The following is a 20,331-nucleotide window of genomic DNA, read 5'->3' on the forward strand; positions in this document are numbered from 1 at the left end:
CATAGTAAGCGAGTAATGGCTACAATTATAAACGCTCACAATACAAATGGTTAGTCCATAATTGTTATTTTTGTTTTAACTATTGGGTGTAACTGTTTAAAAGATCTAACTTAGCAGTATATTTTTGGTCAATGTCAGATACTTTGTTGTAACGAAGCGCTTTTTTCATTGCAGATTCTGCTTTTTCATACTCACCCATTTGGCTATAAACTTGAGCTAATTTGTAGTGACTAGAGTGGATTTTATCATCTAATTTAAGTGACTTTTTAAGGTAAGAAATCGCAAGTTTATAGTTACCTTTGTAGAAATGCTCGTCTCCAATCATGGCATAGTAGTATGGGTTGTCTTTTCTTTTGCGATGCAGGATTTGGTTGATCTCATGAGCGTCGTCGTATTTACCTTGCTTAAACAGTAGCATCGCTTTGTTATTGAGCGTGTTAAGGTTGTTGTCATTTATTGCTAACACAACGTCATACACCTGCATAGCCTCGTTTTCATAGTCGTTTAAGCGATATAACACACCTAAATTGCCCCAACTTGAGTCGAAACTAGGTTTCACATCAATAGCAGCTTTAAGATAACTATATGCTACGCGATACTTGCCTTTAACCATGGCTTCCGCACCTTTGTTGTTATAAAACATAGCTACAATGGTATCTTGGTCAACCGCTTTTCTATGGAAATTTTGTTTGCCCACATAAGGATCGAAGTCTACTTCGTAACCTATTTTTCCTTCAAAATAGACAGTTGATATATTACGTTTTGCGGTAGGATACAGCTTAACGTTTACATGCCCTACTAGCGCTGAATAGTCGCCATGGCGTTCCCAATATTCAGGCACTCGCACATCCTGAAACACAACATCAAAGCCCGCATATTTAGATAAGCTATAGGCTAATATCGTTAAGGACATGCAATTTGCTGTATTTGAATTGTAGGTTTCAATAGCGGTTAAGGTGCTATTATTTTGATATTTAAGGTTTAGTTCTTTTTCTTGGAAAAGGTGGTCGATTAACCGGTTGGTTTTGTTTCTAAACTTCTCACTACGTCTTAACTGGCTATCGACAAACTGTTTCATTTCATCATTTAAGGCGAATATTTGTTCAGGTGTTTCAATCTTAAGTGGTTCTCGCAGGATAAATTCATCATCTAGAAACAATTCTGGTTGGTTTACCATTGCCTGTTCAGCTTGTTTATCTGCAATTGATACGCTGCAAGCACTAGTAAACAGCATTAGAAAAAAGATAGTTAAAAAACGCATTAGCACCTCCAATCTACCATTCTGCGAGGTTTCTAATAGATGCGCTTTCATTTGTACTTTTTATTTATCGCGCGATCGTACAACCACACAAAAAGTTGAGTTACTTTAAGTTTAGTACAAATAGAAGGATTCGCTTTGTTAGACAATCCTAACGCAGATAAGGATATCTAGTTAGATGAGATGGACTATCGAACACAGCCCATAAAAAAAGCCTGCTAAAAAGCAGGCTTTCTATGTATGGCGGTGAGATAGGGATTTAATGAAATACGTCCTTGTATTTCACCCTCACGGGCGAACAAGTTCGTTCAAATTTATTCCCGATAAATTTGTGAACCCTTTTACGGGTCCCATCCCTACTCTGCAGATACAAAAAAGCCCGCAAAAAGCGGGCTCTTCTTTATATGGCGGTGAGATAGGGATTTGAACCCTAGAGGGGCTACAAACCCCTGCCGGTTTTCAAGACCGGTGCTTTCGACCACTCAGCCATCTCACCAATTTACGGAGCGCATATTAATGAGTGTCGTATCATTTGTAAAGCACAAATTTTAATAAATCCGTAATTTTGTGTTTGTTTGTCCAATAAGTGTTCAATTTAGCCGAATAAGTTTGGAATTGCACGATCAAGCAGTGGAAAAACTTGCTTTGTTTGCCCAGCTGATAACTGCCAATGGCTAGCGATGGCATTACCTATCCAATCGAACTGGTTAGACGTTGGCATTAAATCTCTACCTTGAAACAAATCGGGTTCTTTAAGGCCTGGCCAAGTACCTAATACTCGTCCCCCCTTTAAACGCCCTCCAGCTAAAAACATACAACTCGCTGTGCCATGGTCGGTACCAGCTGTACCATTTTCTTTTACTGTTCTGCCAAATTCAGTGCTGACAATCACCAATGTATCATTCCAATGCTGATCTAAGCCTGCTTTTAACGCGGCAATACCATTATCTAGTTGTTCAAATTGAGTCGCTAACCTTTGCTTTTGGCGGTTATGAGTATCCCATCCATTCATTTCGAGCATAGCAACATCAGGACCATTATCAGCTAGCATTAATTTCGCTGTGTTTTTTGCCAAATTTACAAAGCTACCTGCTCGTTTTTTCTGTTCACTTTTATCAACTAAGTTATTCGCAGCAACACCCTCTTTCAAGCTAGATAAAAGTCTTTCGTCATTTTGATACATTTTTTGTAATGCACTATATAAGTCGTCACTTGCTGATTTTAATGAACTTGGATACCAGGTTGCCGCTTTCTCTTTTCCTCTCAGTGCAATGGGCATAGTTTTACTCACGCCAAGAGCAGATTTGTGGCTAGATTCAATTAAACGATTAATCCAACCGCTATCATAAGCAAACTTGACTTGCCCTGATTCTAGGTAGTCTTGCCCGTCAAAATGTGAACGCCCCTTATAGCCAGAACTAACCGCGACAACCGGTGCCAATTGTCCTTGCTGATACAACTGCGATAGCGATGTTAATTTAGGGTGTAGTGCAAATTGTTTATCTAATTTGTGTGCGTGCGCTAGCAATTCTTTATCAACAATCGTTGGACGATACTTGGACAAACAAGAATCTGAATATGGTATTACGGTATGCAGTGAATCCTGTGCGCCTCGCAGTACAACCCAAACAATACGTTTTTTCTGTTTGTTTGCGCCCTTAGCTATCGCAGGAAGCGAAAGATAAGTAGCACTTGCAAGTGAGGCTTGTAAAAAATGTCTGCGAGTAATTTTTGGATGAGTATTCATGGGGTTACCTCCTTTGAAACGTTGGGCTCATTAACAGCAAAGCCAGCGCTTCTTCCCTGCTACCTGCTCTCACTACTTGATCGTACTCTTGCATTGGGTATTGTTTAGCGTAAAGTCTATCAATCAGCTGTTCCGGTTTAGCCTTACGACTAAATCGTTTACTTACTTGTGTAGACCATTCAATCCTTCTTACCAAAGCATTACCATTGTTCCAAAAGGCCTCTTCGTCTTCATAGCCAGCGGGAGAACCAGCATTAAATGGTGTTTGCCCTAATTGACTCAAACTGCCAATTAATTTTCGTCCGTCAATTTTTTTAAGCCCCATAGCCCGCATGGAAGAGAAAACAAAATCTCTGGGTGTTTTAAATTTTTGCGCCGTTAACTGCCAACTTTGTTCATGCATAAGCATGACTTTTACCACTTCTCGCATGTTTCCTTTTGAGTTTAACCATGCTTTTTCCATTGATAACACCAACTGTTCATTTGGTTTATCACTGACAAAATGTTTCGCTAACTTGTAGCTTACGTAATGCGCAGTGCTGGGGTGATTAGCAAGCATTTTGATCATTTGTTCGCCCTGCTCTATACCTGGCTGAGCGAAGGTATATCCTAGAAGAACTTGTTTTCCGGGTTGATGGCCAAATTCGCGATACTTAAACGGTGAACCATTTTCTTTAGGGTTAGATACGCTCCACCCTGAAATGCCGTTAGCCAAAGCTATAACGTCTTGCTGACTATACGGTCCATTAACGCCTAATGTATGTAGTTCTAGAATCTCTCGCGCTAAGTTTTCATTGAGCCCCATTTTCCTGCGCATACCAATCTTTGAATCTTTACCAAATGACTTCTCATTATTAAGGTAGATAAGCATTGCAGGATGCTTATAAACCGCCAATAACATATCTTCAAAGTTACCAAAATAGTTTGGTGCTATAGCTTCCCGTTCAAGCAGAGGCGCTAGAGCCTGCATGACTCTGCCATTAGTTGATACGCTAAAATGATTGGAAAAGAAGTCTAGTAAACGCCATTGAAACGTAAAGTCATCGTTAAGCACTGCTCGAGCAACCTCTTCTGAATGCTTAACCTTAATGGCACGAATTTCCTTCTGTAATGCCTTAAGTTCGGTGTCTTTTTGCTGTTTGTTTGCTTTGCGAGACTTTTTTAACAACAGCTGCACGTTTGCTACATTTAACGAAGAAGAATTAAACGTAATTTGTTGTGAGGCTAGTTGTTGTTCTACCCACTGTTTATGGCTTTGCTCTGCGTAATCTATACCCGCATTAATGCCGTATCCAAATCGATTCTCAGCTAGAGAGATACTAAAGTTCATATACTGCGTCCTACTAATAACTTCCTTCACTATACCCTAACTAATGACATCTGTGCTCGCTAGGTGATTTACGTTTCTTTACTCTTTCAATCTAAACATATATAAACGTTATAAAAAAAATAACGGCTCGTTTCAGATGAAAATCATATCTATAGCAACCTTATTTGCCTTAACATTATTCAATAATAATAGTGCGCTGGCAGTAGAATCAGATACAACTTTTACACAACAACTGAACACTCTAAAACATCACTATCGGCCGATAGTTTTACAAAAAGGGACGACTAAACTTGTAGCACTTGCTGAACTACAAGGCCGAGTTATGGTTGCTAGTGCAGGTGAGCCAAACAGTATGCCAATAGGTTGGATAAACGAAAGTTATCTAGCCGGACAACATACAAATAAAGAAGCCATCATGGGCGGTGCGTCAAGACTTTGGTTTGGTCCAGACGCAGGCCCTTACTCGTTGTTTACAGAGAAAGGCAAGGAAGGTTTTTTTGTACCAGCGGCTGTTTCATTGCAGCCATTTAACGTTACCTCAACAACAACTAGATCAGTGCGTTTTCAGCAGACGGTAGAGTTTACAAACCATCTAGGTACCAAGTTTAAAGCTGCTGTAGATAGAAATGTAGTAATAAACGACGCGTCAGATATTGAAAAAGCACTAAACATCGCTATTCCTCAAAATATTAAAAGTGTTGGCTATCAAGTTGAAACTAAAGTAACCAACGCAAGCAACAGCCCTTGGGAAAAAAAGACTGGGTTATTTTCGATTTGGGAATTAGGCTCGTTTAATCCATCAGCAGATACAACAATTGTGCTACCTCTTTCAGCGCCTATTAATTCCGCAACGACCTATTTTAATGAAAACAAAACTTCCCATATACAACTTACAGATAGTCATATGTACTATCGCGCAGACGCGCAATATATGAATAAGACAGGCATTCCAGTAGCACACTCCGCACCAGTATTTGGCAGCTACAATGCTAAACGACAATTGCTCACGATAATTAAATACAAACTTAATAAAAACCAAAAAGAAGACTATGTTAACGCCTCACAAAGTCAGCAATCCCCCTACGGTGGCGAAGCAATTAATATTTTTAATGATGGACCAGACGCAGAAGGTAAGTATTTTGGGCCATTTTTTGAACTAGAAACAAGTTCACCAGGATTGGCATTAAATCCCAATGAGAGTTACCAACATTTCCATAATACCTATCACTTCATAGGCAATGAAGCAGTATTAAATGAAATCGCTGAAAAGATGCTTGGTGTGTCGATATTGGATATAAAAGACGTTTTCAAAAAATAAAAAAGGTAGCCTTGTAGCTACCTTTCCAATACTTATTCTATAAACGGCTAATGGCCGCTCAAATCATTTGTATAGTACGCTGCATATGCAAGCGTTGCTAATACATAGTAGATTGCGATTAACATCAATATGGCGATGAACACGATATGAATAGACTGTTGTATCGCAAATACGGTCAAGCCGGTAAAAAGCAGTGCGAAAGGCGCTGAAAATAAGGCTTTAGACAAGTTAATATTTTTAAACAAACGCTGTGCTTTACCGCTAAGCCTTTCGTCCGTGTAATAAGCAGCGTAGGCTAACGTATACAAGGCAAAATACATTGCAATTAAAACAAATAAAACCTGAAAAATGACAATACCTGATGTGGCAATACTATCAACAGCAAGCGCAACAAATAGCAGTGCTACAGGCGCGCATACAAGTGCTCGAAATAGATTTTCATTCTCTACAACTAGCGAACTACTAGCCTTCCCCATGTGTTAATCCTCTTCTTTTTATTAATTTTTTTAGTTATCCATACTAGGAATATCACATTGTTTAATAATTAGCCACTGTTGTTTTATTGAACAGTAAAACGAGTAATTGATCATTGTTTGTATAAGAAATAGCCATGGCTTGACGCGCTTATTTTTTGTCGATAAGTTAATTTTCTACGCAACATTAAAAGGAAAAAAATGGTTAGATCTATCTTAGTGATTACAAATGCACACGAAACGGATAACTGCTCGCTAAATAAAGCACGTGAACTTGCAACCCCTTTTGGGGCAAACATAGAAGCGGTGAGTTTTATAAAAGCCAATGAATCAGCTCAGGTTAGCCCAGAGCAAATAAAGCAAAAAGCGGACGCATTAGACCAAGATATATCCACCATATTTGGTAATGAATTACCAAAGCAAACGATAAAAAGCCAAGTGATCGTAACTGACAACATTGTTGATTGGGTAGACGATTATTGTAAATCAAACGCGTTTGATTTGATTATTAAGGCAGGCAATAGAACTGAATCGTTGTTCCATACTCCTTGTGACTGGGAACTTATTAGACGACTACAAGTACCGGTGTTAATAGCAAGTCAGCAGCAGTGGCGCCAAAAACCCGCTATTTTAGCTGCAGTCGATCCTGCGACAACCGACGATGTGCAGATAGCGATAAACAATGAAATTTTGAATTGGACTAAACTTTGGGGACAAACGTTTGATTGTGATATCCACATTGTTTATTGCCTACCTGTTTCAAACATATTAAAAGAACTCGATATTATCGATGTAGAAGAATACGCCCAAACGCATCGAGTAGAAGCAGAAGAAAAACTTAATCATTTAATGTCAGGACATGATCTACCAAACGTTACTACCCATGTGACAGCAGGTACTCCAGAGCGTGCTATCCCCCATTGTGCCAATCAGTTAAAGGCGGAACTAGTGGTGATGGGCAGCACGGGCAAAACGGGTATAAAAGGCATGTTGTTTGGCAATATTGCTGAAAAAGTGATGCATAATTTGCGCACAAACTCGCTTATTATAGAAAGCGTTAAATAACTTTCGCCAATAATCTGAATTCGACAAATATTAAATTAATTTAATTAATTTTTCCTAATAAAAAACAGTATTTATCGGCTTGAACATAGGGCTAATTAAAGCCACAGTGGGCTACGATAATGATTGATATTTAGTTGAATTCTCGCTATAAATTTAACTAACAAATGTCTCGTATCTCCGACAATGAATATAAAAACAGTACGTTATTTGCTTACTTGGTCGCTCGTTCTCGCCGCATTCTGGCTGTTGTTATCAGGCTTCTTAAAAACGCTTTTACTCGCTTTAGGGCTAGTTTCCGTTGCTATTGTTGTATTTTTACTGCATCGCATGGACAAAACAGACAATCAAGTACACCGACTCGGCATAAACCTTCCTTTTCTTCGTTACGTGTTCTGGTTATTAGGACAAATTGTTATTTCAAGTGTAGAAGTAGCCAAATTAGTGTGGTTTAAGCAATCTTCAATCTCCCCTGCTATGGGTAAATTACCTGTTGAGGGCATGACTGATAAAGCAAAAGTCCTCTACGCCAATTCTATTACCTTAACGCCTGGCACGTTAAGTGTTGATATTGATGACAACTTCATTACTGTTCACGCGTTGGATAAAACCTCAATTTCAGCGTTAGCATCAGGTGATATGGCTGAGCGCGCTAAAAAAGCGGTAGGAGTTAAATAATGGTAGTTTTAGCAGCCGCCAGTATTGCGATATTGTTTGTTATGGCTATGGCGTTAGCACGAGCACTCAAAGCCGATACCGTTTACGACAGAATACTTGGTGTCAATATGTTTGGCACTAAAACCGTACTATTTATCGCGGTAATTGGTTTTCTCAGTGGACGCCCCGATTTTCTTGATATTGCCATCGTTTATGCACTCATAAACTTCCTCGGCATGATTGCGGTACTACGCTTCTTTGAATACACCTCAACAGAAGAGGATGCAAACAAGTGATTATTGACATTCTAAGTGCAATTCTTTTGGCTTTAGGCGCATTTTTTAGTCTTACCGGTGCTATTGGGTTGTTTAAATTTCCAGATTTTTTCACGCGTGTGCACGCTGCCAGTGTAACCGACTCAGTGGCATCGATATTAATTATTAGCGGCTTAATGCTGCGCACAGAAACCGGGCTTGTCGCCGTCAAACTACTGTTTATTTTGATCTTTTTACTGTTAACAAGCCCTACAGCATCGCATGCTTTAGCTAAATCAGCACGCCATGGCGGTTTATTATCGCTGGCGGAATCTCACAACAGCGATAAAAAGGACAAAAGCTAATGGCATTGTTTATTGATTTAGTGCTACTTGGCATGTTGGCTATCGTTGCTCTACGAGTTATTTTTCTAAAAGATCTGTTCGCAGTGGTCATGCTTTTTGGTATCTACAGCTTTTTATCTGCACTGATTTTTGTCAACTTAGACGCAGTGGACGTAGCATTTACAGAGGCTGCCGTAGGCGCAGGTATTTCTACGGTGTTAATGTTAGGCACCCTAGCGCTTACTGGACGCGAAGAAAAGAAAAACAATCATAAGAAGCTTTTACCACTAATTGTTGTTATTGTGACCGGCGCCGCCCTTATATACGGCACGCTCGATATGCCGCCGTTTGGCCATGCAGATAATCCTGCTCATCAGCATGTTGCACCGCGTTACATTGAAGAATCGCCAAAAGAAATAGGCTTACCCAACATGGTAACGTCTGTATTAGCGAGTTATCGAGGCTTTGATACGCTTGGAGAAACCGTTGTTGTCTTTGCAGCTGCAATTGGTGTTTTAAGTTTGTTAGGTGGCCCTAGACGCAGAAAAGATTCAGTAGAGTCTGGTTTAACTTCTCACCTCGTTCTTAGAGTTGTAGCAAAAATGCTGATCCCACTGACCATTCTATTTGCACTCTATGTTCAGTTTCACGGTGACTATGGACCTGGTGGTGGTTTCCAAGCGGGCGTAATAGCGGCAGCGGCCATTATTCTCTATGCCTTAGTGTTTGGACTACCTTTAGCGACACATGTCATTTCACCAGTCGTGCTTAAAATATTGGCAGCCCTTGGCGTGCTTATTTATGCTGGTACTGGCGTAGCTAGTTTATTCTTGGGTGGCAACTTCCTTGATTACAATGTGTTAGCCAGTGATCCTATTGCAGGTCAGCATATTGGCATTATCCTTATTGAGTTAGGGGTTGGTATCACCGTATTTGCCGTAATGTTGTCTATTTTTTATGCCTTTGCTGAACAATCTGAAAGGACCAATATTCAATGAGTTTTATCATAGATTACTACAACTACTGGATTGTTGTGTTTTTGATGATGGCCGGTTTTTACATCGTTATTTCAGCAAACAATTTAGTTAAGAAAATTGTTGGTTTAAATATCTTTCAAACCTCGGTCTTCATGATGTATATATCGATAGGTAAAGTATCTGACGGCAGCGCCCCTATTGTCGCTGACGGCATAACCACCTACTCTAACCCTTTACCACATGTACTGATACTAACAGCGATTGTTGTAGGTGTGGCCACAACATCTGTTGGCCTTGCGCTTATTGTAAGAATTAAAAAAGCTTACGGTACGGTTGAAGAAAACGAATTTAAAGACAAGGAAGATCTCATCTAATGTTTGAGTTGCACGCTCCTGTTTTACCTATTATTTTGCCGTTAATGGCGGCGCCACTATGTATTATTTTGGCAAAAAGACAGCTTGCTTGGTTGTTTGCCACCCTTGTTAGTGCGTTAAGTTTTTGTGTATCGGTATCGTTATTACTAACTACATTAGATCAAGGTGTGGTGAGTTATGCTTTAGGGGGCTGGCAGCCACCTTGGGGTATTGAAATAAGAATTGATGTAGCAAGCGCACTGGTACTTACAGTCGTTACTGCTATTTCATCTCTTGTTTTAGTGTACGCCAAAGAAAGCATAGAAAAAGAAATTAGCCAAGACAGACACACCCTATTCTATACCGCTCATTTGTTATGTTTAGCAGGACTTTCTGGCATTTTGAGTACTGGTGATGCCTTTAATTTGTTTGTCTTCTTAGAAATTTCTTCGTTAGCAACATATACACTAATCAGCCTTGCTTCAGATAAACGAGCCCTTATTGCTGCATTTCGTTATCTGATCATGGGTACAATTGGGGCAACCTTTATCCTCATTGGTGTTGGCATGATGTACATGAAAACCGGCACCTTGAATATGATGGACTTAGCGGCTCGAATTGCTGAATTTGACGGCAATAGAACGCTAAACACTGGACTTGCCTTTATTATGGTTGGTGTAAGCATTAAGCTTGCACTGTTTCCACTACATATGTGGTTACCACCTGCCTATACTCATGCACCGAGCGCTGTTACCGCATTTTTGGCCAGTACAGCGACCAAAGTGGCGGTTTATGTCATGGTTCGCTTTATCTTTACCATTTATGGCGCAGACTATGTATTTAACACCATGAGTATGGACATTATTTTGCTGGTGCTTGCGGTTGTTGCCATTTTTAAATGTTCTTACGTCGCCATTGTACAAAATAACGTTAAAACCGTGCTTGCCTACAGTAGTGTTGCACAGATTGGCTATATGGTGCTTGGTATTAGTTTAGTGAGCGCCGCAGGCTTAATGGCTGGCCTCCTCCACATCTTTAACCATGCATTAATGAAAGGCGCCTTGTTTATGGCTGTTGGTGCCGTCCTACTTAGAACAGGTTCAGTTGATATCAGAGCATTTAAAGGCTTAGGCAGGCAAATGCCATTTACCATGGCAGCATTTACTATTGCTGGGTTAAGTATTATTGGTGTACCGCTAACGGCTGGCTTTATTAGCAAATGGTTTTTGGTGTCAGCTGCATTAGAGCAACAGCAATGGCTCGTGGCATTCTTTGTATTGGTTGGTTCGCTATTTGCCATTGTCTATATCGGGCGAATTATTGAAGCCGCCTATTTTAAAAAGGCAGAGCAAGGTGTCGATATAAAAGAAGCGCCAATGCTTATGCTGATCCCTATGTGGATACTGGTTATAGCAAACATCTATTTCGGCATTGATACGTCATTAAGTGTAGGCGCAGCTGAAGCAGCCGCTCAGTGGCTTACAAATAGCGCAGCAGTTGTGGAGGCGACACCATGAATATATGGACTTCATTAGCGCCAGAGAATTTAATCAACTTAGCCATCGCGTTGCCGTTAATCGGTGCATGCCTCGTTGTTGCTTTAAGACGCTTTCCTAACATACGTGAAGGAGCATCTATTACGACAGGGATAGTGTTATTTACGGTAGTATTGGCTATTACCGACAACACCTTCAATCAAGTCAACATGTCGACCCAATGGGCAACGATATTACCTGGTTTAGATATTGCCTTCGATGTTGAACCGCTTGGTGTCGTGTTTGCTTTGGTCGCTAGCTTTTTATGGGTAATAACCACCATATATGCTATTGGCTATATGAGAGGTCACAACGAAAGCAATCAAACGCGATTTTTCTGCTGTTTTGCTTTAGCAATAAGCACGGTAATGGCAATTTGTTTCTCATCTAACTTGCTGACTTTATTCATATTTTATGAACTACTCACCTTATCTACTTATCCGCTGGTTACTCACGCAGGAACCGAAGAGGCTAAACGAGGCGGCCGAGTTTATTTAGGTATATTGTTAACCACCTCTATTGCCTTTTTGTTGTTTGCTATTTTGGGCACCTGGATGGCAACAGGCAATTTAGATTTTACGCCAGGTGGAATCTTTACCGCAGAGCAACCGAAAGAGTTAGTAGCGATTCTTCTAGTACTGTTTTGTTATGGTATATGTAAAGCAGCGTTAATGCCTTTTCACCGCTGGTTGCCAGCGGCAATGGTTGCCCCTACCCCTGTCAGTGCGCTATTGCACGCAGTGGCGGTAGTAAAAGCTGGTGTATTTAGCATCTTAAAAATAGCGATTTATATATTCGGCATCGACAATTTGAAAGATATTGCGACAACCGACATCATGCTATATATCGCCGCAGCCACAGTGCTATTGTCGTCACTCGTTGCCATGACCAAAGACAATCTTAAAGCACGTTTGGCTTATTCTACTGTAAGCCAATTAAGCTATATCATAGTGGGTGCTTTGCTCGCATCATCTATTGCAGCAGCAGGCGCGACCTTGCATATTGTGACTCATGCGGTGGGTAAAATAACCTTGTTCTTTTGTGCTGGCGCAATCATGGTTGCAGCCCATAAGAAGAATGTCAGCGAATTAGTCGGTATTGGTAGAAAAATGCCAATCACTATGATTGCTTTTGCTATTGGCGCAATGAGCATCATTGGGTTACCACCAATGGCAGGAACATGGAGCAAATGGTACCTGATAATTGGCGCGCTAGAATCTGAAAAGATGATTATTATGATTGTACTTACCATTAGTACTTTGCTTAATGTCGCCTATTTGTTGCCTATTCCTATTAAAGCTTTCTTTTACCCAACGGAAGATAAACCTGAGCCTTGGCGGTGGGATCAAGTTAAAGAAGCACCTTTATCTAGCTTAATTGCCATGATTGTTACTGCCTCACTGTGCATAGTGTTGTTCTTCTTTGGGCAAGGCATTATAGATTTAATTAATTTGATACCTGACGTGTCTACGCAAATAAAAGGACAGTCATAAATGAATAACGAACAAGAAAAGCCGGACTTTTTTGATAAGCCCGACAATATAAAAAAGATACTACGAGTTTTCTACGCCATTTGTATCTTGTTGGTTGTCGCTGATTTTATCGTTCACCGACATATTTACCATAGTTGGGAAAATATCCCTGCGTTCTACGCTATATACGGTTTTGTTGGCTGCGTACTATTAGTATTGTTAGCAAAGGTCATGCGTAAGCTACTGATGCGAGAGGAAGACTACTATGATAAGTAGCCTACCCCTACTTCCACCATTTGTACCTCTGCTTATTGGTGCACTTGCCGCTATTTTCCTGCGTGGCCACTTGCGCAGTGCCATAATGCTACTGGCGCCAATTTGGGGTGCCTTGCAGTTAGCTGGATTTAATGACGGTGTATTTTTAGCTATTGAATTTATGGGCTACGAGCTAGAACCCGTGCGCGTAGATAAGCTAAGCATTATGTTTGGTTATCTTTTCCATTTGGCAGCCTTTATTGCTGTGGTATATGCCCTGCATGTAAAAGATACGTTGCAGCATGTCATGGGGCTTAGCTATGCAGCTGCCGCCGTTGGCGCTGTATTTGCAGGTGACCTACTAACCTTATTCGTGTTTTGGGAATTGCTTGCGCTAACGTCTGTATTTCTTATTTGGGCTAGACGTACCAAACGTGCCTATAGCGCGGGTATGCGTTACCTCATCTTAAAAGTGCTTTCTGGTGTGCTTTTATTAGCAGGTGCAATAATCTTTATCTATCACACAGGTAGCGCTAAGTTTAGTGAAATTGGTTTAGAACATGACGGAATGTTGCAACTTGGTGCTTGGTTAATTTTCATTGCCTTTGGTATTAAATGTGCGTTCCCTTTCGTTCACAATTGGTTGACAGATGCTTACCCCGAAGCAACGCCAACAGGAACAATATTTTTGGCGTCTTTCACAACAAAAGTCGCTGTGTACGCCCTTGCTCGAGGCTACCCTGGTACGGAACTTCTAGTTTGGATTGGCGTAACCATGGCTTGTTTTCCAATATTCTACGCCGTAATAGAAAACGATTTACGCCGCGTTCTAGCGTACAGCATGATCAACCAAGTAGGCTTTATGGTTGTAGGTATTGGTATTGGCACATCTTTAGCGTTAAATGGCGCTGTTGCACATGCGTTTAATGATGTTGTTTTTAAAGGCTTATTGATGATGAGTATGGGCGCTGTGCTTCACATGACCGGTAAAATCAATGGCTCAGAACTCGGCGGTTTATACAAGAGCATGCCAAAGACAACCATTTTGTGTATTGTCGGTGCCGCGTCAATTTCAGCATTCCCATTGTTTAGCGGTTTTGTCTCAAAGTCGATGATTATGAGCGCGGCTATCGCAGAAAGTTATGATGTCGTGTGGTTATTGTTGTTATTCGCTGCCGCGGGTGTATTCCATCATGCCGGTATCAAAATCCCTTACTTCGCGTTTTTCGCACATGATTCGGGTATCCGCACCACTGAACCACCTAAAAACATGCTGCTAGCCATGGCTATAGCCGCTACCTTGTGTATCTTGATTGGTAGCTTCCCTGCCCATACAGTTTATGCATTGCTGCCGTGGGAAGCAGATTATCAGCCATACGATATAACGCATGTGCTAACACAGCTTCAACTTTTGTTTTTCTCGGCGCTAGCGTTTGTTTGGTTGAACTTAAGACATATGTATCCGCCAGAATTGCCGTCGACTAACTTAGATTCTGATTGGCTCTATCGTAAGCTCATGCCAAATATCGCAGTACCTGTGTTTAATCGCATCTCTGCTGCATTGACTTCAGTGGAAGAAAAGGCAAAAGGCAGTATCGACAAGCTGATCAATAGTTCTTACGACAAAGAAAAAGATCAGCCTAAAGGTTTTCTGGCACAGCTTTGGCCAACAGAAACCATGGTACTTTGGGTAGCCGTATTGCTTGCCGGTATGTTGCTGTTTAATTACTTGTAGTTTAGGAAGCTCAGTGATAAAGCCCACGTTATGCGGGCTTTTTTGTGCATGGCGGGTATATACATGGATGTATGGTGTGTCGAATGTTCACAAGGATGTGTTGTTCGACGATGCACATGGATGTGCGGTATGCCTAACACAGATAGGGAAATCATGTTAGGCGAGATAGTTTATCGAACAAAGCCCATAAAAAAAGCCTGCTAACTTAGCGGGCTTCTCTTATGTGGCGGTTATGTACATGGATGTACTGTATGTCTAACGCAGATAAGGATATCTTGTTAGATGAGATAGGGATTTAATGAAATACGTCCTTGTAATTCACCCTACTGGGCGAACAAGTTCGTTCAAATTTACTCGACGTGAAGGGATTCACTAATGTCGCTTTGATACATGGATGTATTGCTGCGACGCGATAAATTTGTGAACCCTTTTACGGGTTCCATCCCTACTCTGCAGATACAAAAAAGCCTGCTAAAAAGCAGGCTTTCTATGTATGGCGGTTATGCACATGGATGTGCGGTATGCCTAACACAGATAAGGAGATCACGTTAGGCGAGATAGACTATCGAACAAAGCCCATAAAAAAAGCCCGCTAAGCTTAGCGGGCTTCTCTTATATGGCGGTGAGATAGGGATTTGAACCCTAGAGGGGCTACAAACCCCTGCCGGTTTTCAAGACCGGTGCTTTCGACCACTCAGCCATCTCACCATAAAAATTGTCGTATCATCGATCGGTATAAACACATCCCTGATGATCGGCACCCAATCCTTTCGTCCATGAAAGTCTGCCATAATCTGAAAAAGCAGTGCTTTTTCCGAGCGATTCTGGCCCACTCAGCCATCTCACCATACAAATTGTCGTATCAAAGATCGGTTTAAACACATCCCTGATGATCGGCACCCAATCCTTTCGTCCATGAAAGTCTGCCATAATCTGAAAAAGCAGTGCTTTTTCCGGGCGATTCTGGCCCACTCAGCCATCTCACCATAAAAATTGTTGTATCAACGATTGGTATAAACTCAAATCATACAGCTGATAGCATAAAGCCTTAAGCTAATGACTATTCTTCGCTTTCAATCGTTGAAAGCACGCGCATATTAAAACGCTATAATTGCCTTGTAAAGTCCTAATATGTAAAACTAAAACTGTTTGCACTAAAAGTAAGCAAATTGGTTAAAGTTTATTAACTTAGCAATGTAACACAAGGAATAACATGTCCGATCAACAAAAATGTCGTTGTCCGTGGGCTGACCCATCGAAACTTGATTATGTGGCTTATCACGATGAAGAATGGGGCGTGCCAGTATATGATGATAAAAAGTTATTTGAGTTTTTAATCCTTGAATCTGCGCAAGCAGGATTAAGTTGGTACACCATATTAAAACGTCGCGATGGCTACAGACAGGCATTTGCAGACTTTGATGTTGAAGAGGTTGCTAGCTATACCGCAGCGGATGTTGAGCGCTTGGTACAAGATACGCGTATTATTCGTAATCGTGCAAAAATAGAGGCGGCAATAAATAACGCTAAGTGTTTCATCGCCATTCAAAAAGAATTTGGCTCTTTTAGCCACTACATGTGGTCTTTTGTTGATCATAAGCCTATCGTTAATCGTATAGAAGGTATGGGCGACTACCCTGCTACTAGTGAAATTTCAGACAAGTGGTCTAAAGATTTAAAGAAACGTGGTTTTAAATTTGTCGGTTCGACGATTTGTTACGCTCACATGCAAGCTTGCGGCATGGTAAATGACCATATTTTGACCTGTTATCGCAGACAACAGATAATTGACAGTTATTCACTTGTAAATTAGAAATTTAGCGTGCAATAATAACGTTACTTTTTATTTAAAAAGGTTGAACTTTTTAAGTTTGGCCCCATCTATAATTACAAGCAAACAAATATATTTTAAGGAATATGTATGCAACCTAATATGAGTTATCAATCAGCGAGTCAAAGTACTACGCTAGAAATCAATAAAGTGTTGAAGAACACTTATATGATGCTAGCTATGACACTAGCATTTAGTGCCTTAACGGCGTTTATCTCTATGGCTGTTGGCGTTGGATTTGGTGCTTCTCAACTAATGGGCCTTGGCGCTATCGCTATGGTTTGGTTTGTTATCCCACGTGTTGTAAACAAACCATCAGGCATTATTTGGGTGTTCGCATTTACAGGCCTTCTAGGTGCCTCATTAGGCCCACTTATCGCTTACTACACAGCATCAACGGCAGGGACTGAAATCTTAATCCAAGCACTTGGTGGCACAGCGTTAATCTTCTTCGCACTATCTGGTTATGCATTAACGTCTAAGAAAGACTTCTCTTTCATGGGAGGCATGCTAGCAGTAGGTGCAGTTGTATTAATCATCGGTGTTATTGCGAATATCTTCTTAGCTATTCCTGCTTTAAGCCTAGCAATTAGCGCATTATTCATGTTCTTCAGCTCAGCAATCATCTTGTACCAAACAAGTGAGATTATCCACGGTGGTGAGCGCAACTACTTGAATGCAACTGTGACGCTTTACTTAAGTATCTACAACATTTTTGTTAGCTTGTTACACTTGTTATCTGCTTTTGGTGGCGATGAGTAATTTGTATTAAATTCATGTTATTATAAAGCCTCGCATAGTCGAGGCTTTTTTATTTCTGACGGAGACACAATGGCAAACTTTGTTGTTATGGTGACAACGCCCCCCTATTCTCATTTAACTGCTACGGCATTGGAATTTTGTCGTTCGCTTGTCGCATCTGAACATACCTTAACCGGCGTGTTTTTTTATCAAGACGGTGTGCTTAATGCTGCGCAAAATCAATTGGTCGCTAGTGACGAATTTAATGCATTGTCTCAATGGCAAACATTGCATCAACAGCATCAAATACCACTGCATCTATGCATCACAGCTGCAGAGAAAAGAGGTTTAAGTGACGAAAACGCGTTGTCATTGGCTAACAGCGATTTTGTTATTTCTGGTCTTGGGCAGTTTGCGGAAATGAGTATTGACGCAGATCGTGTGATTCAACTATAGGCGCCACTATGCACAAAGTTAAACAAGTAGCCATTTTAAACGCCGTCGCCCCATTGGCATTACATGACAGCAAAGACGCGTTAGACTTAGCCTTAATTTTTGGTACCTATGAGCAGCAAACCGCCATGTTTTTTCAAGGTGATGGCGTTTATCAGGTAATGGCCAATCAGCAACCAGAAACCTTAGGTATAAAAAATCATTTAAAAACGTACGCTGCACTGCCATTTTATGATGTTGAGACCTTCTATGTTTGCGAAGAGTCGTTAAATAAACGTCAGCTAGAACCTAACTTCACCGTACCAGGAGCAAAGGTATTAAACAAAACAGACTTTGCTCAGGCGTTAACGCAGTATGATTTACTTTTTAGGTTTTAACTCATGATTCATTTACTTAGAACCTCACCATTTAGCGGCGACAATATTGGTCAATTGAATGCAAACATTAGTAATGGCGACATAATCGTACTCGTCGACGACGGTGTCTACCTTTTGCAACATGAAAGCATAAATAACTTAGCTGGCATAACAGACATATACGCGCTAGCACCCCACAGAGTGGCAAGATCTGTTGAAACGCATGCGCAGGTAAAAGATATTGACTATGCCGCCTGGGTGGCATTGGCAGCGCAACACACTTCGGTAACCTATTAATGGCAATTACATTAAACAATCAAACCTTTGAAACCGACAAAGAAGGTTATTTAACAGATTACACTCAATGGAGCGAAGAACTCGCACCGGCGTTAGCTGCGCAAGACGACTTGCAGCTAGAAGAAGGTCATTGGGAAGTTATTCGCTTCGTGCGCGAATTTTATTTAACTTACAATACCTCACCTGCTATTAGGGCGTTAACCAAAGCGTTAAAAGCAGAGTTTGGCGAAGAAAAAGCAAACTCAAGGTATTTGTATCGTCTCTTTCCTGAAGGTCCAGCAAAGCAAGCAACAAAATGTGCGGGACTGCCAAAACCCAAACGCTGCATATAAAAAAGCCCACATAATGTGGGCTCTTTTAACTTCTATGCCTTAACAGGCAAGGTTGGGATATCGATACCGGCCATCTTGTACATTACGCTAACTACCTGGCAGCTATAGCCAAATTCGTTGTCGTACCATACGTACAGAACAGCTCTGTCTTCATCAACGATTGTCGCTTGTGAATCAACAACACCGGCGTAACGAGAGCCGACTAAGTCTGTCGAAACAATTTCAGTAGACGCTGTGTAATCTACTTGATTTTGTAGCGGCGAATTAAGCGAAATTTGGCGAAGGTAGTCGTTTAAGCCCTCAGTCGTTGTCGCTTGCTTAAGGTTTAAGTTCATAATCGCCATAGAAACGTTTGGCGTAGGAACGCGAATCGCGTTACCTGTTAGTAAACCTTTTAACTCTGGTAAGGCTTTAGCAACTGCCTTTGCAGCGCCTGTAGAGGTAATAACCATGTTTAGTGGCGCGCTACGTCCACGACGTGGCGACTTGTGATAGTTATCAATTAGGTTTTGGTCGTTGGTGTAACTATGTACTGTTTCAACATGACCATTTTTAATACCAAACTGATCATTAATCGCTTTTAACACTGGTGTAATTGCATTCGTTGTACAGCTTGCAGCAGAAATGATGTTATCTTCAGCAAGGATCATGTCATCGTTTACACCATAGACGATATTTTTGATGTCGCCTTTAGCAGGTGCTGTAAGCAACACTTTATCTACACCTTTAGATTGAAGATGTTGGCCTAAACCTTCCTCATCACTCCAAATACCTGTGTTGTCTACAACTAACGCGTTCTCTATGCCGTATTGCGTGTAATCAATATCGCTCGGCGACTTGGCGTAAATCACTTTGATGAATGCGCCATTGGCTTTGATTACATTGTTCTCTTCATCAATAGTAATGCTGCCGTTAAAGGCACCATGCACTGAATCACGGCGCAGTAAACTTGCACGTTTAGCTAAATCACCTGCTTTACCCGGGCGAATAACGATAGCGCGTAAGTTTAGTTTTGAAGAAGGACCTGCTTTTTCAATGAGTAAACGAGCTAAAATTCGACCGATACGGCCAAAACCGTATAAAACAACGTCTTTTGCGTCGCTACCGTTGTGGTGTTGAATAGAAGCTAGTTCTTTCGCTAAATATTCTTTTTCGGTTAACCCTTCACCCTTACCTTTAAATAAAAAGTCATAGGCCAGCATACCAATATCGATTTTGCTTGGCTCAATGTCCATTTCGTTCAGCGCTTCAATAAATGGATAGCTCTCGCGTAGACGAAGTTTTGATTCTTCGTGCAAAGCAACCGATTTATGGGCTTTGATCACATCAATAGCAGATGCGTTTACTAGTGGGCGACCATAAACGGTAATTTCTATACCTTTGTTACGATACAACTGACCAATAATAGGTAGCATGTTTTCTGCATAAGTTTGGCGTTCCTGCCAACTCTTTTGATATTCGTGTTCTGATTGAACTGTCATGTGTTTACCTTTTAAGGAAAAGAGTGGTTTACGTGCTTGTTGTGAGGGTTTACCCCTTCAAATTTGCGCG

22 protein-coding genes and 2 tRNA genes are annotated in these 20,331 nt (G+C 41.0%); 17 read left to right on the forward strand and 7 right to left on the reverse strand.

The genetic code is table 11. From position 1 onward, the window contains the following. Nucleotides 1-79: 79 nt before the first annotated feature. The 4 genes from QUD85_RS07780 to QUD85_RS07795 form a co-directional block, all read right to left on the reverse strand. Nucleotides 80-1,261 carry a tetratricopeptide repeat protein gene (locus tag QUD85_RS07780; protein WP_177168897.1) on the reverse strand — a complete coding sequence of 394 codons (1,182 nt, stop codon included), beginning with the start codon at nt 1,259-1,261 and terminating at the stop codon, nt 80-82. Between the two features lie 402 nt (nt 1,262-1,663). Beyond that, nucleotides 1,664-1,754: transfer RNA gene (locus QUD85_RS07785), tRNA-Ser, on the reverse strand. Between the two features lie 99 nt (nt 1,755-1,853). Next, the gene (locus QUD85_RS07790; RefSeq protein WP_093329743.1) at nt 1,854-3,005 is read right to left on the reverse strand and encodes a DUF1501 domain-containing protein; all 1,152 of its coding nucleotides are present in this window, start codon (nt 3,003-3,005) and stop codon (nt 1,854-1,856) included. A 4-nt stretch (nt 3,006-3,009) separates the two neighbouring features. Next, entirely contained in the window at nt 3,010-4,335 is a 1,326-nt protein-coding gene (locus QUD85_RS07795; protein WP_093329741.1) for a DUF1800 domain-containing protein, read from the reverse strand. A 136-nt stretch (nt 4,336-4,471) separates the two neighbouring features. Here QUD85_RS07795 and QUD85_RS07800 point away from each other — a divergent pair, with 136 nt between their 5' ends. Then, nucleotides 4,472-5,653, forward strand: a complete 1,182-nt coding sequence (locus tag QUD85_RS07800) for a DUF6786 family protein (RefSeq protein ID WP_093329740.1) — start codon at nt 4,472-4,474, stop codon at nt 5,651-5,653. A 47-nt stretch (nt 5,654-5,700) separates the two neighbouring features. On the opposite strand, the gene QUD85_RS07805 is transcribed toward QUD85_RS07800, so the two are convergent. Next, on the reverse strand, nt 5,701-6,129 hold the full coding sequence (locus QUD85_RS07805) for a hypothetical protein (protein WP_093329738.1): 429 nt from the start codon (nt 6,127-6,129) through the stop codon (nt 5,701-5,703). 198 nt (nt 6,130-6,327) lie between these two features. Between QUD85_RS07805 and QUD85_RS07810 the strand changes: the two genes are divergently transcribed. The 10 genes from QUD85_RS07810 to QUD85_RS07855 all read left to right on the forward strand — a co-directional run bounded on the left by QUD85_RS07810 (nt 6,328) and on the right by QUD85_RS07855 (nt 14,770). After that, the gene (locus QUD85_RS07810; RefSeq protein WP_093329736.1) at nt 6,328-7,191 is read left to right on the forward strand and encodes a universal stress protein; all 864 of its coding nucleotides are present in this window, start codon (nt 6,328-6,330) and stop codon (nt 7,189-7,191) included. Between the two features lie 183 nt (nt 7,192-7,374). Beyond that, entirely contained in the window at nt 7,375-7,866 is a 492-nt protein-coding gene (locus QUD85_RS07815; RefSeq protein ID WP_093329735.1) for a Na+/H+ antiporter subunit E, read from the forward strand. After that, nucleotides 7,866-8,141 (forward strand): monovalent cation/H+ antiporter complex subunit F, encoded by a 276-nt coding sequence (locus QUD85_RS07820; RefSeq protein WP_093329733.1) that lies wholly within the window; start codon nt 7,866-7,868, stop codon nt 8,139-8,141. Before QUD85_RS07815 ends, QUD85_RS07820 begins: the two co-directional genes overlap by 1 nt. Continuing rightward, complete coding sequence (gene mnhG / locus QUD85_RS07825) at nt 8,138-8,464, forward strand: monovalent cation/H(+) antiporter subunit G (protein ID WP_093329731.1); 327 nt, start codon at nt 8,138-8,140, stop codon at nt 8,462-8,464. The genes QUD85_RS07820 and mnhG overlap by 4 nt, the downstream gene beginning before the upstream one ends. Then, the gene (locus QUD85_RS07830) at nt 8,464-9,441 is read left to right on the forward strand and encodes a DUF4040 domain-containing protein (RefSeq protein ID WP_093329729.1); all 978 of its coding nucleotides are present in this window, start codon (nt 8,464-8,466) and stop codon (nt 9,439-9,441) included. The genes mnhG and QUD85_RS07830 overlap by 1 nt, the downstream gene beginning before the upstream one ends. After that, entirely contained in the window at nt 9,438-9,794 is a 357-nt protein-coding gene (locus tag QUD85_RS07835) for a cation:proton antiporter subunit C (protein ID WP_093329728.1), read from the forward strand. The genes QUD85_RS07830 and QUD85_RS07835 overlap by 4 nt, the downstream gene beginning before the upstream one ends. Further along, on the forward strand, nt 9,794-11,290 hold the full coding sequence (locus QUD85_RS07840) for a monovalent cation/H+ antiporter subunit D family protein (RefSeq protein WP_093329726.1): 1,497 nt from the start codon (nt 9,794-9,796) through the stop codon (nt 11,288-11,290). The genes QUD85_RS07835 and QUD85_RS07840 overlap by 1 nt, the downstream gene beginning before the upstream one ends. Further along, entirely contained in the window at nt 11,287-12,801 is a 1,515-nt protein-coding gene (locus QUD85_RS07845) for a monovalent cation/H+ antiporter subunit D family protein (RefSeq protein WP_093329725.1), read from the forward strand. The genes QUD85_RS07840 and QUD85_RS07845 overlap by 4 nt, the downstream gene beginning before the upstream one ends. Next, nucleotides 12,802-13,056, forward strand: coding sequence for a hypothetical protein (locus tag QUD85_RS07850; protein ID WP_093329723.1), 255 nt, complete (start codon nt 12,802-12,804; stop codon nt 13,054-13,056). After that, a complete protein-coding gene (locus tag QUD85_RS07855; protein WP_093329722.1) occupies nt 13,046-14,770 on the forward strand; it encodes a Na(+)/H(+) antiporter subunit D in 1,725 nt (574 codons plus the stop codon). The genes QUD85_RS07850 and QUD85_RS07855 overlap by 11 nt, the downstream gene beginning before the upstream one ends. Before the next feature lie 617 nt (nt 14,771-15,387). Here QUD85_RS07855 and QUD85_RS07860 read toward each other — a convergent pair. Continuing rightward, a tRNA-Ser gene (locus QUD85_RS07860) sits at nt 15,388-15,478 on the reverse strand. 505 nt (nt 15,479-15,983) lie between these two features. On the opposite strand from QUD85_RS07860, the gene QUD85_RS07865 reads away from it, so the two are divergent. The 6 genes from QUD85_RS07865 (at nt 15,984) to QUD85_RS07890 (ending at nt 18,780) form a co-directional block, all read left to right on the forward strand. Beyond that, the gene (locus QUD85_RS07865) at nt 15,984-16,583 is read left to right on the forward strand and encodes a DNA-3-methyladenine glycosylase I (RefSeq protein ID WP_093329720.1); all 600 of its coding nucleotides are present in this window, start codon (nt 15,984-15,986) and stop codon (nt 16,581-16,583) included. A gap of 108 nt (nt 16,584-16,691) precedes the next feature. Then, a complete protein-coding gene (locus tag QUD85_RS07870; protein ID WP_093329718.1) occupies nt 16,692-17,363 on the forward strand; it encodes a Bax inhibitor-1/YccA family protein in 672 nt (223 codons plus the stop codon). A gap of 69 nt (nt 17,364-17,432) precedes the next feature. Then, entirely contained in the window at nt 17,433-17,798 is a 366-nt protein-coding gene (tusD, locus tag QUD85_RS07875) for a sulfurtransferase complex subunit TusD (protein WP_093329716.1), read from the forward strand. Nucleotides 17,799-17,806: 8 nt separating this feature from the next. After that, the gene (tusC, locus tag QUD85_RS07880; protein ID WP_093329715.1) at nt 17,807-18,172 is read left to right on the forward strand and encodes a sulfurtransferase complex subunit TusC; all 366 of its coding nucleotides are present in this window, start codon (nt 17,807-17,809) and stop codon (nt 18,170-18,172) included. A 3-nt stretch (nt 18,173-18,175) separates the two neighbouring features. After that, complete coding sequence (gene tusB / locus QUD85_RS07885) at nt 18,176-18,448, forward strand: sulfurtransferase complex subunit TusB (protein ID WP_093329714.1); 273 nt, start codon at nt 18,176-18,178, stop codon at nt 18,446-18,448. Beyond that, on the forward strand, nt 18,448-18,780 hold the full coding sequence (locus QUD85_RS07890; RefSeq protein WP_093329713.1) for a TusE/DsrC/DsvC family sulfur relay protein: 333 nt from the start codon (nt 18,448-18,450) through the stop codon (nt 18,778-18,780). The genes tusB and QUD85_RS07890 overlap by 1 nt, the downstream gene beginning before the upstream one ends. 32 nt (nt 18,781-18,812) lie before the next feature. Here the strand turns inward: QUD85_RS07890 and QUD85_RS07895 are convergent, their stop codons facing one another. After that, entirely contained in the window at nt 18,813-20,261 is a 1,449-nt protein-coding gene (locus tag QUD85_RS07895) for a glyceraldehyde-3-phosphate dehydrogenase (protein WP_093329712.1), read from the reverse strand. Between the last annotated feature and the right edge of the window lie 70 nt (nt 20,262-20,331).

This window comes from Thalassotalea agarivorans (assembly GCF_030295955.1).
Taxonomy (GTDB): Bacteria; Pseudomonadota; Gammaproteobacteria; order Enterobacterales; family Alteromonadaceae; genus Thalassotalea_D; species Thalassotalea_D agarivorans.

Excerpts from the sequence above, each read along its gene's own strand:
- QUD85_RS07780 (WP_177168897.1), bottom strand. The coding sequence starts at position 1,261 with ATGCGTTTTTTAACTATCTTTTTTCTAATGCTGTTTACTAGTGCTTGC.
- QUD85_RS07790 (WP_093329743.1), bottom strand. The coding sequence starts at position 3,005 with ATGAATACTCATCCAAAAATTACTCGCAGACATTTTTTACAAGCCTCA.
- QUD85_RS07795 (WP_093329741.1), bottom strand. The coding sequence starts at position 4,335 with ATGAACTTTAGTATCTCTCTAGCTGAGAATCGATTTGGATACGGCATT.
- QUD85_RS07800 (WP_093329740.1), top strand. The coding sequence starts at position 4,472 with ATGAAAATCATATCTATAGCAACCTTATTTGCCTTAACATTATTCAAT.
- QUD85_RS07805 (WP_093329738.1), bottom strand. The coding sequence starts at position 6,129 with ATGGGGAAGGCTAGTAGTTCGCTAGTTGTAGAGAATGAAAATCTATTT.
- QUD85_RS07810 (WP_093329736.1), top strand. The coding sequence starts at position 6,328 with ATGGTTAGATCTATCTTAGTGATTACAAATGCACACGAAACGGATAAC.
- QUD85_RS07815 (WP_093329735.1), top strand. The coding sequence starts at position 7,375 with ATGAATATAAAAACAGTACGTTATTTGCTTACTTGGTCGCTCGTTCTC.
- QUD85_RS07820 (WP_093329733.1), top strand. The coding sequence starts at position 7,866 with ATGGTAGTTTTAGCAGCCGCCAGTATTGCGATATTGTTTGTTATGGCT.
- QUD85_RS07830 (WP_093329729.1), top strand. The coding sequence starts at position 8,464 with ATGGCATTGTTTATTGATTTAGTGCTACTTGGCATGTTGGCTATCGTT.
- QUD85_RS07835 (WP_093329728.1), top strand. The coding sequence starts at position 9,438 with ATGAGTTTTATCATAGATTACTACAACTACTGGATTGTTGTGTTTTTG.
- QUD85_RS07840 (WP_093329726.1), top strand. The coding sequence starts at position 9,794 with ATGTTTGAGTTGCACGCTCCTGTTTTACCTATTATTTTGCCGTTAATG.
- QUD85_RS07845 (WP_093329725.1), top strand. The coding sequence starts at position 11,287 with ATGAATATATGGACTTCATTAGCGCCAGAGAATTTAATCAACTTAGCC.
- QUD85_RS07850 (WP_093329723.1), top strand. The coding sequence starts at position 12,802 with ATGAATAACGAACAAGAAAAGCCGGACTTTTTTGATAAGCCCGACAAT.
- QUD85_RS07855 (WP_093329722.1), top strand. The coding sequence starts at position 13,046 with ATGATAAGTAGCCTACCCCTACTTCCACCATTTGTACCTCTGCTTATT.
- QUD85_RS07865 (WP_093329720.1), top strand. The coding sequence starts at position 15,984 with ATGTCCGATCAACAAAAATGTCGTTGTCCGTGGGCTGACCCATCGAAA.
- QUD85_RS07870 (WP_093329718.1), top strand. The coding sequence starts at position 16,692 with ATGCAACCTAATATGAGTTATCAATCAGCGAGTCAAAGTACTACGCTA.
- tusD (WP_093329716.1), top strand. The coding sequence starts at position 17,433 with ATGGCAAACTTTGTTGTTATGGTGACAACGCCCCCCTATTCTCATTTA.
- tusC (WP_093329715.1), top strand. The coding sequence starts at position 17,807 with ATGCACAAAGTTAAACAAGTAGCCATTTTAAACGCCGTCGCCCCATTG.
- tusB (WP_093329714.1), top strand. The coding sequence starts at position 18,176 with ATGATTCATTTACTTAGAACCTCACCATTTAGCGGCGACAATATTGGT.
- QUD85_RS07890 (WP_093329713.1), top strand. The coding sequence starts at position 18,448 with ATGGCAATTACATTAAACAATCAAACCTTTGAAACCGACAAAGAAGGT.
- QUD85_RS07895 (WP_093329712.1), bottom strand. The coding sequence starts at position 20,261 with ATGACAGTTCAATCAGAACACGAATATCAAAAGAGTTGGCAGGAACGC.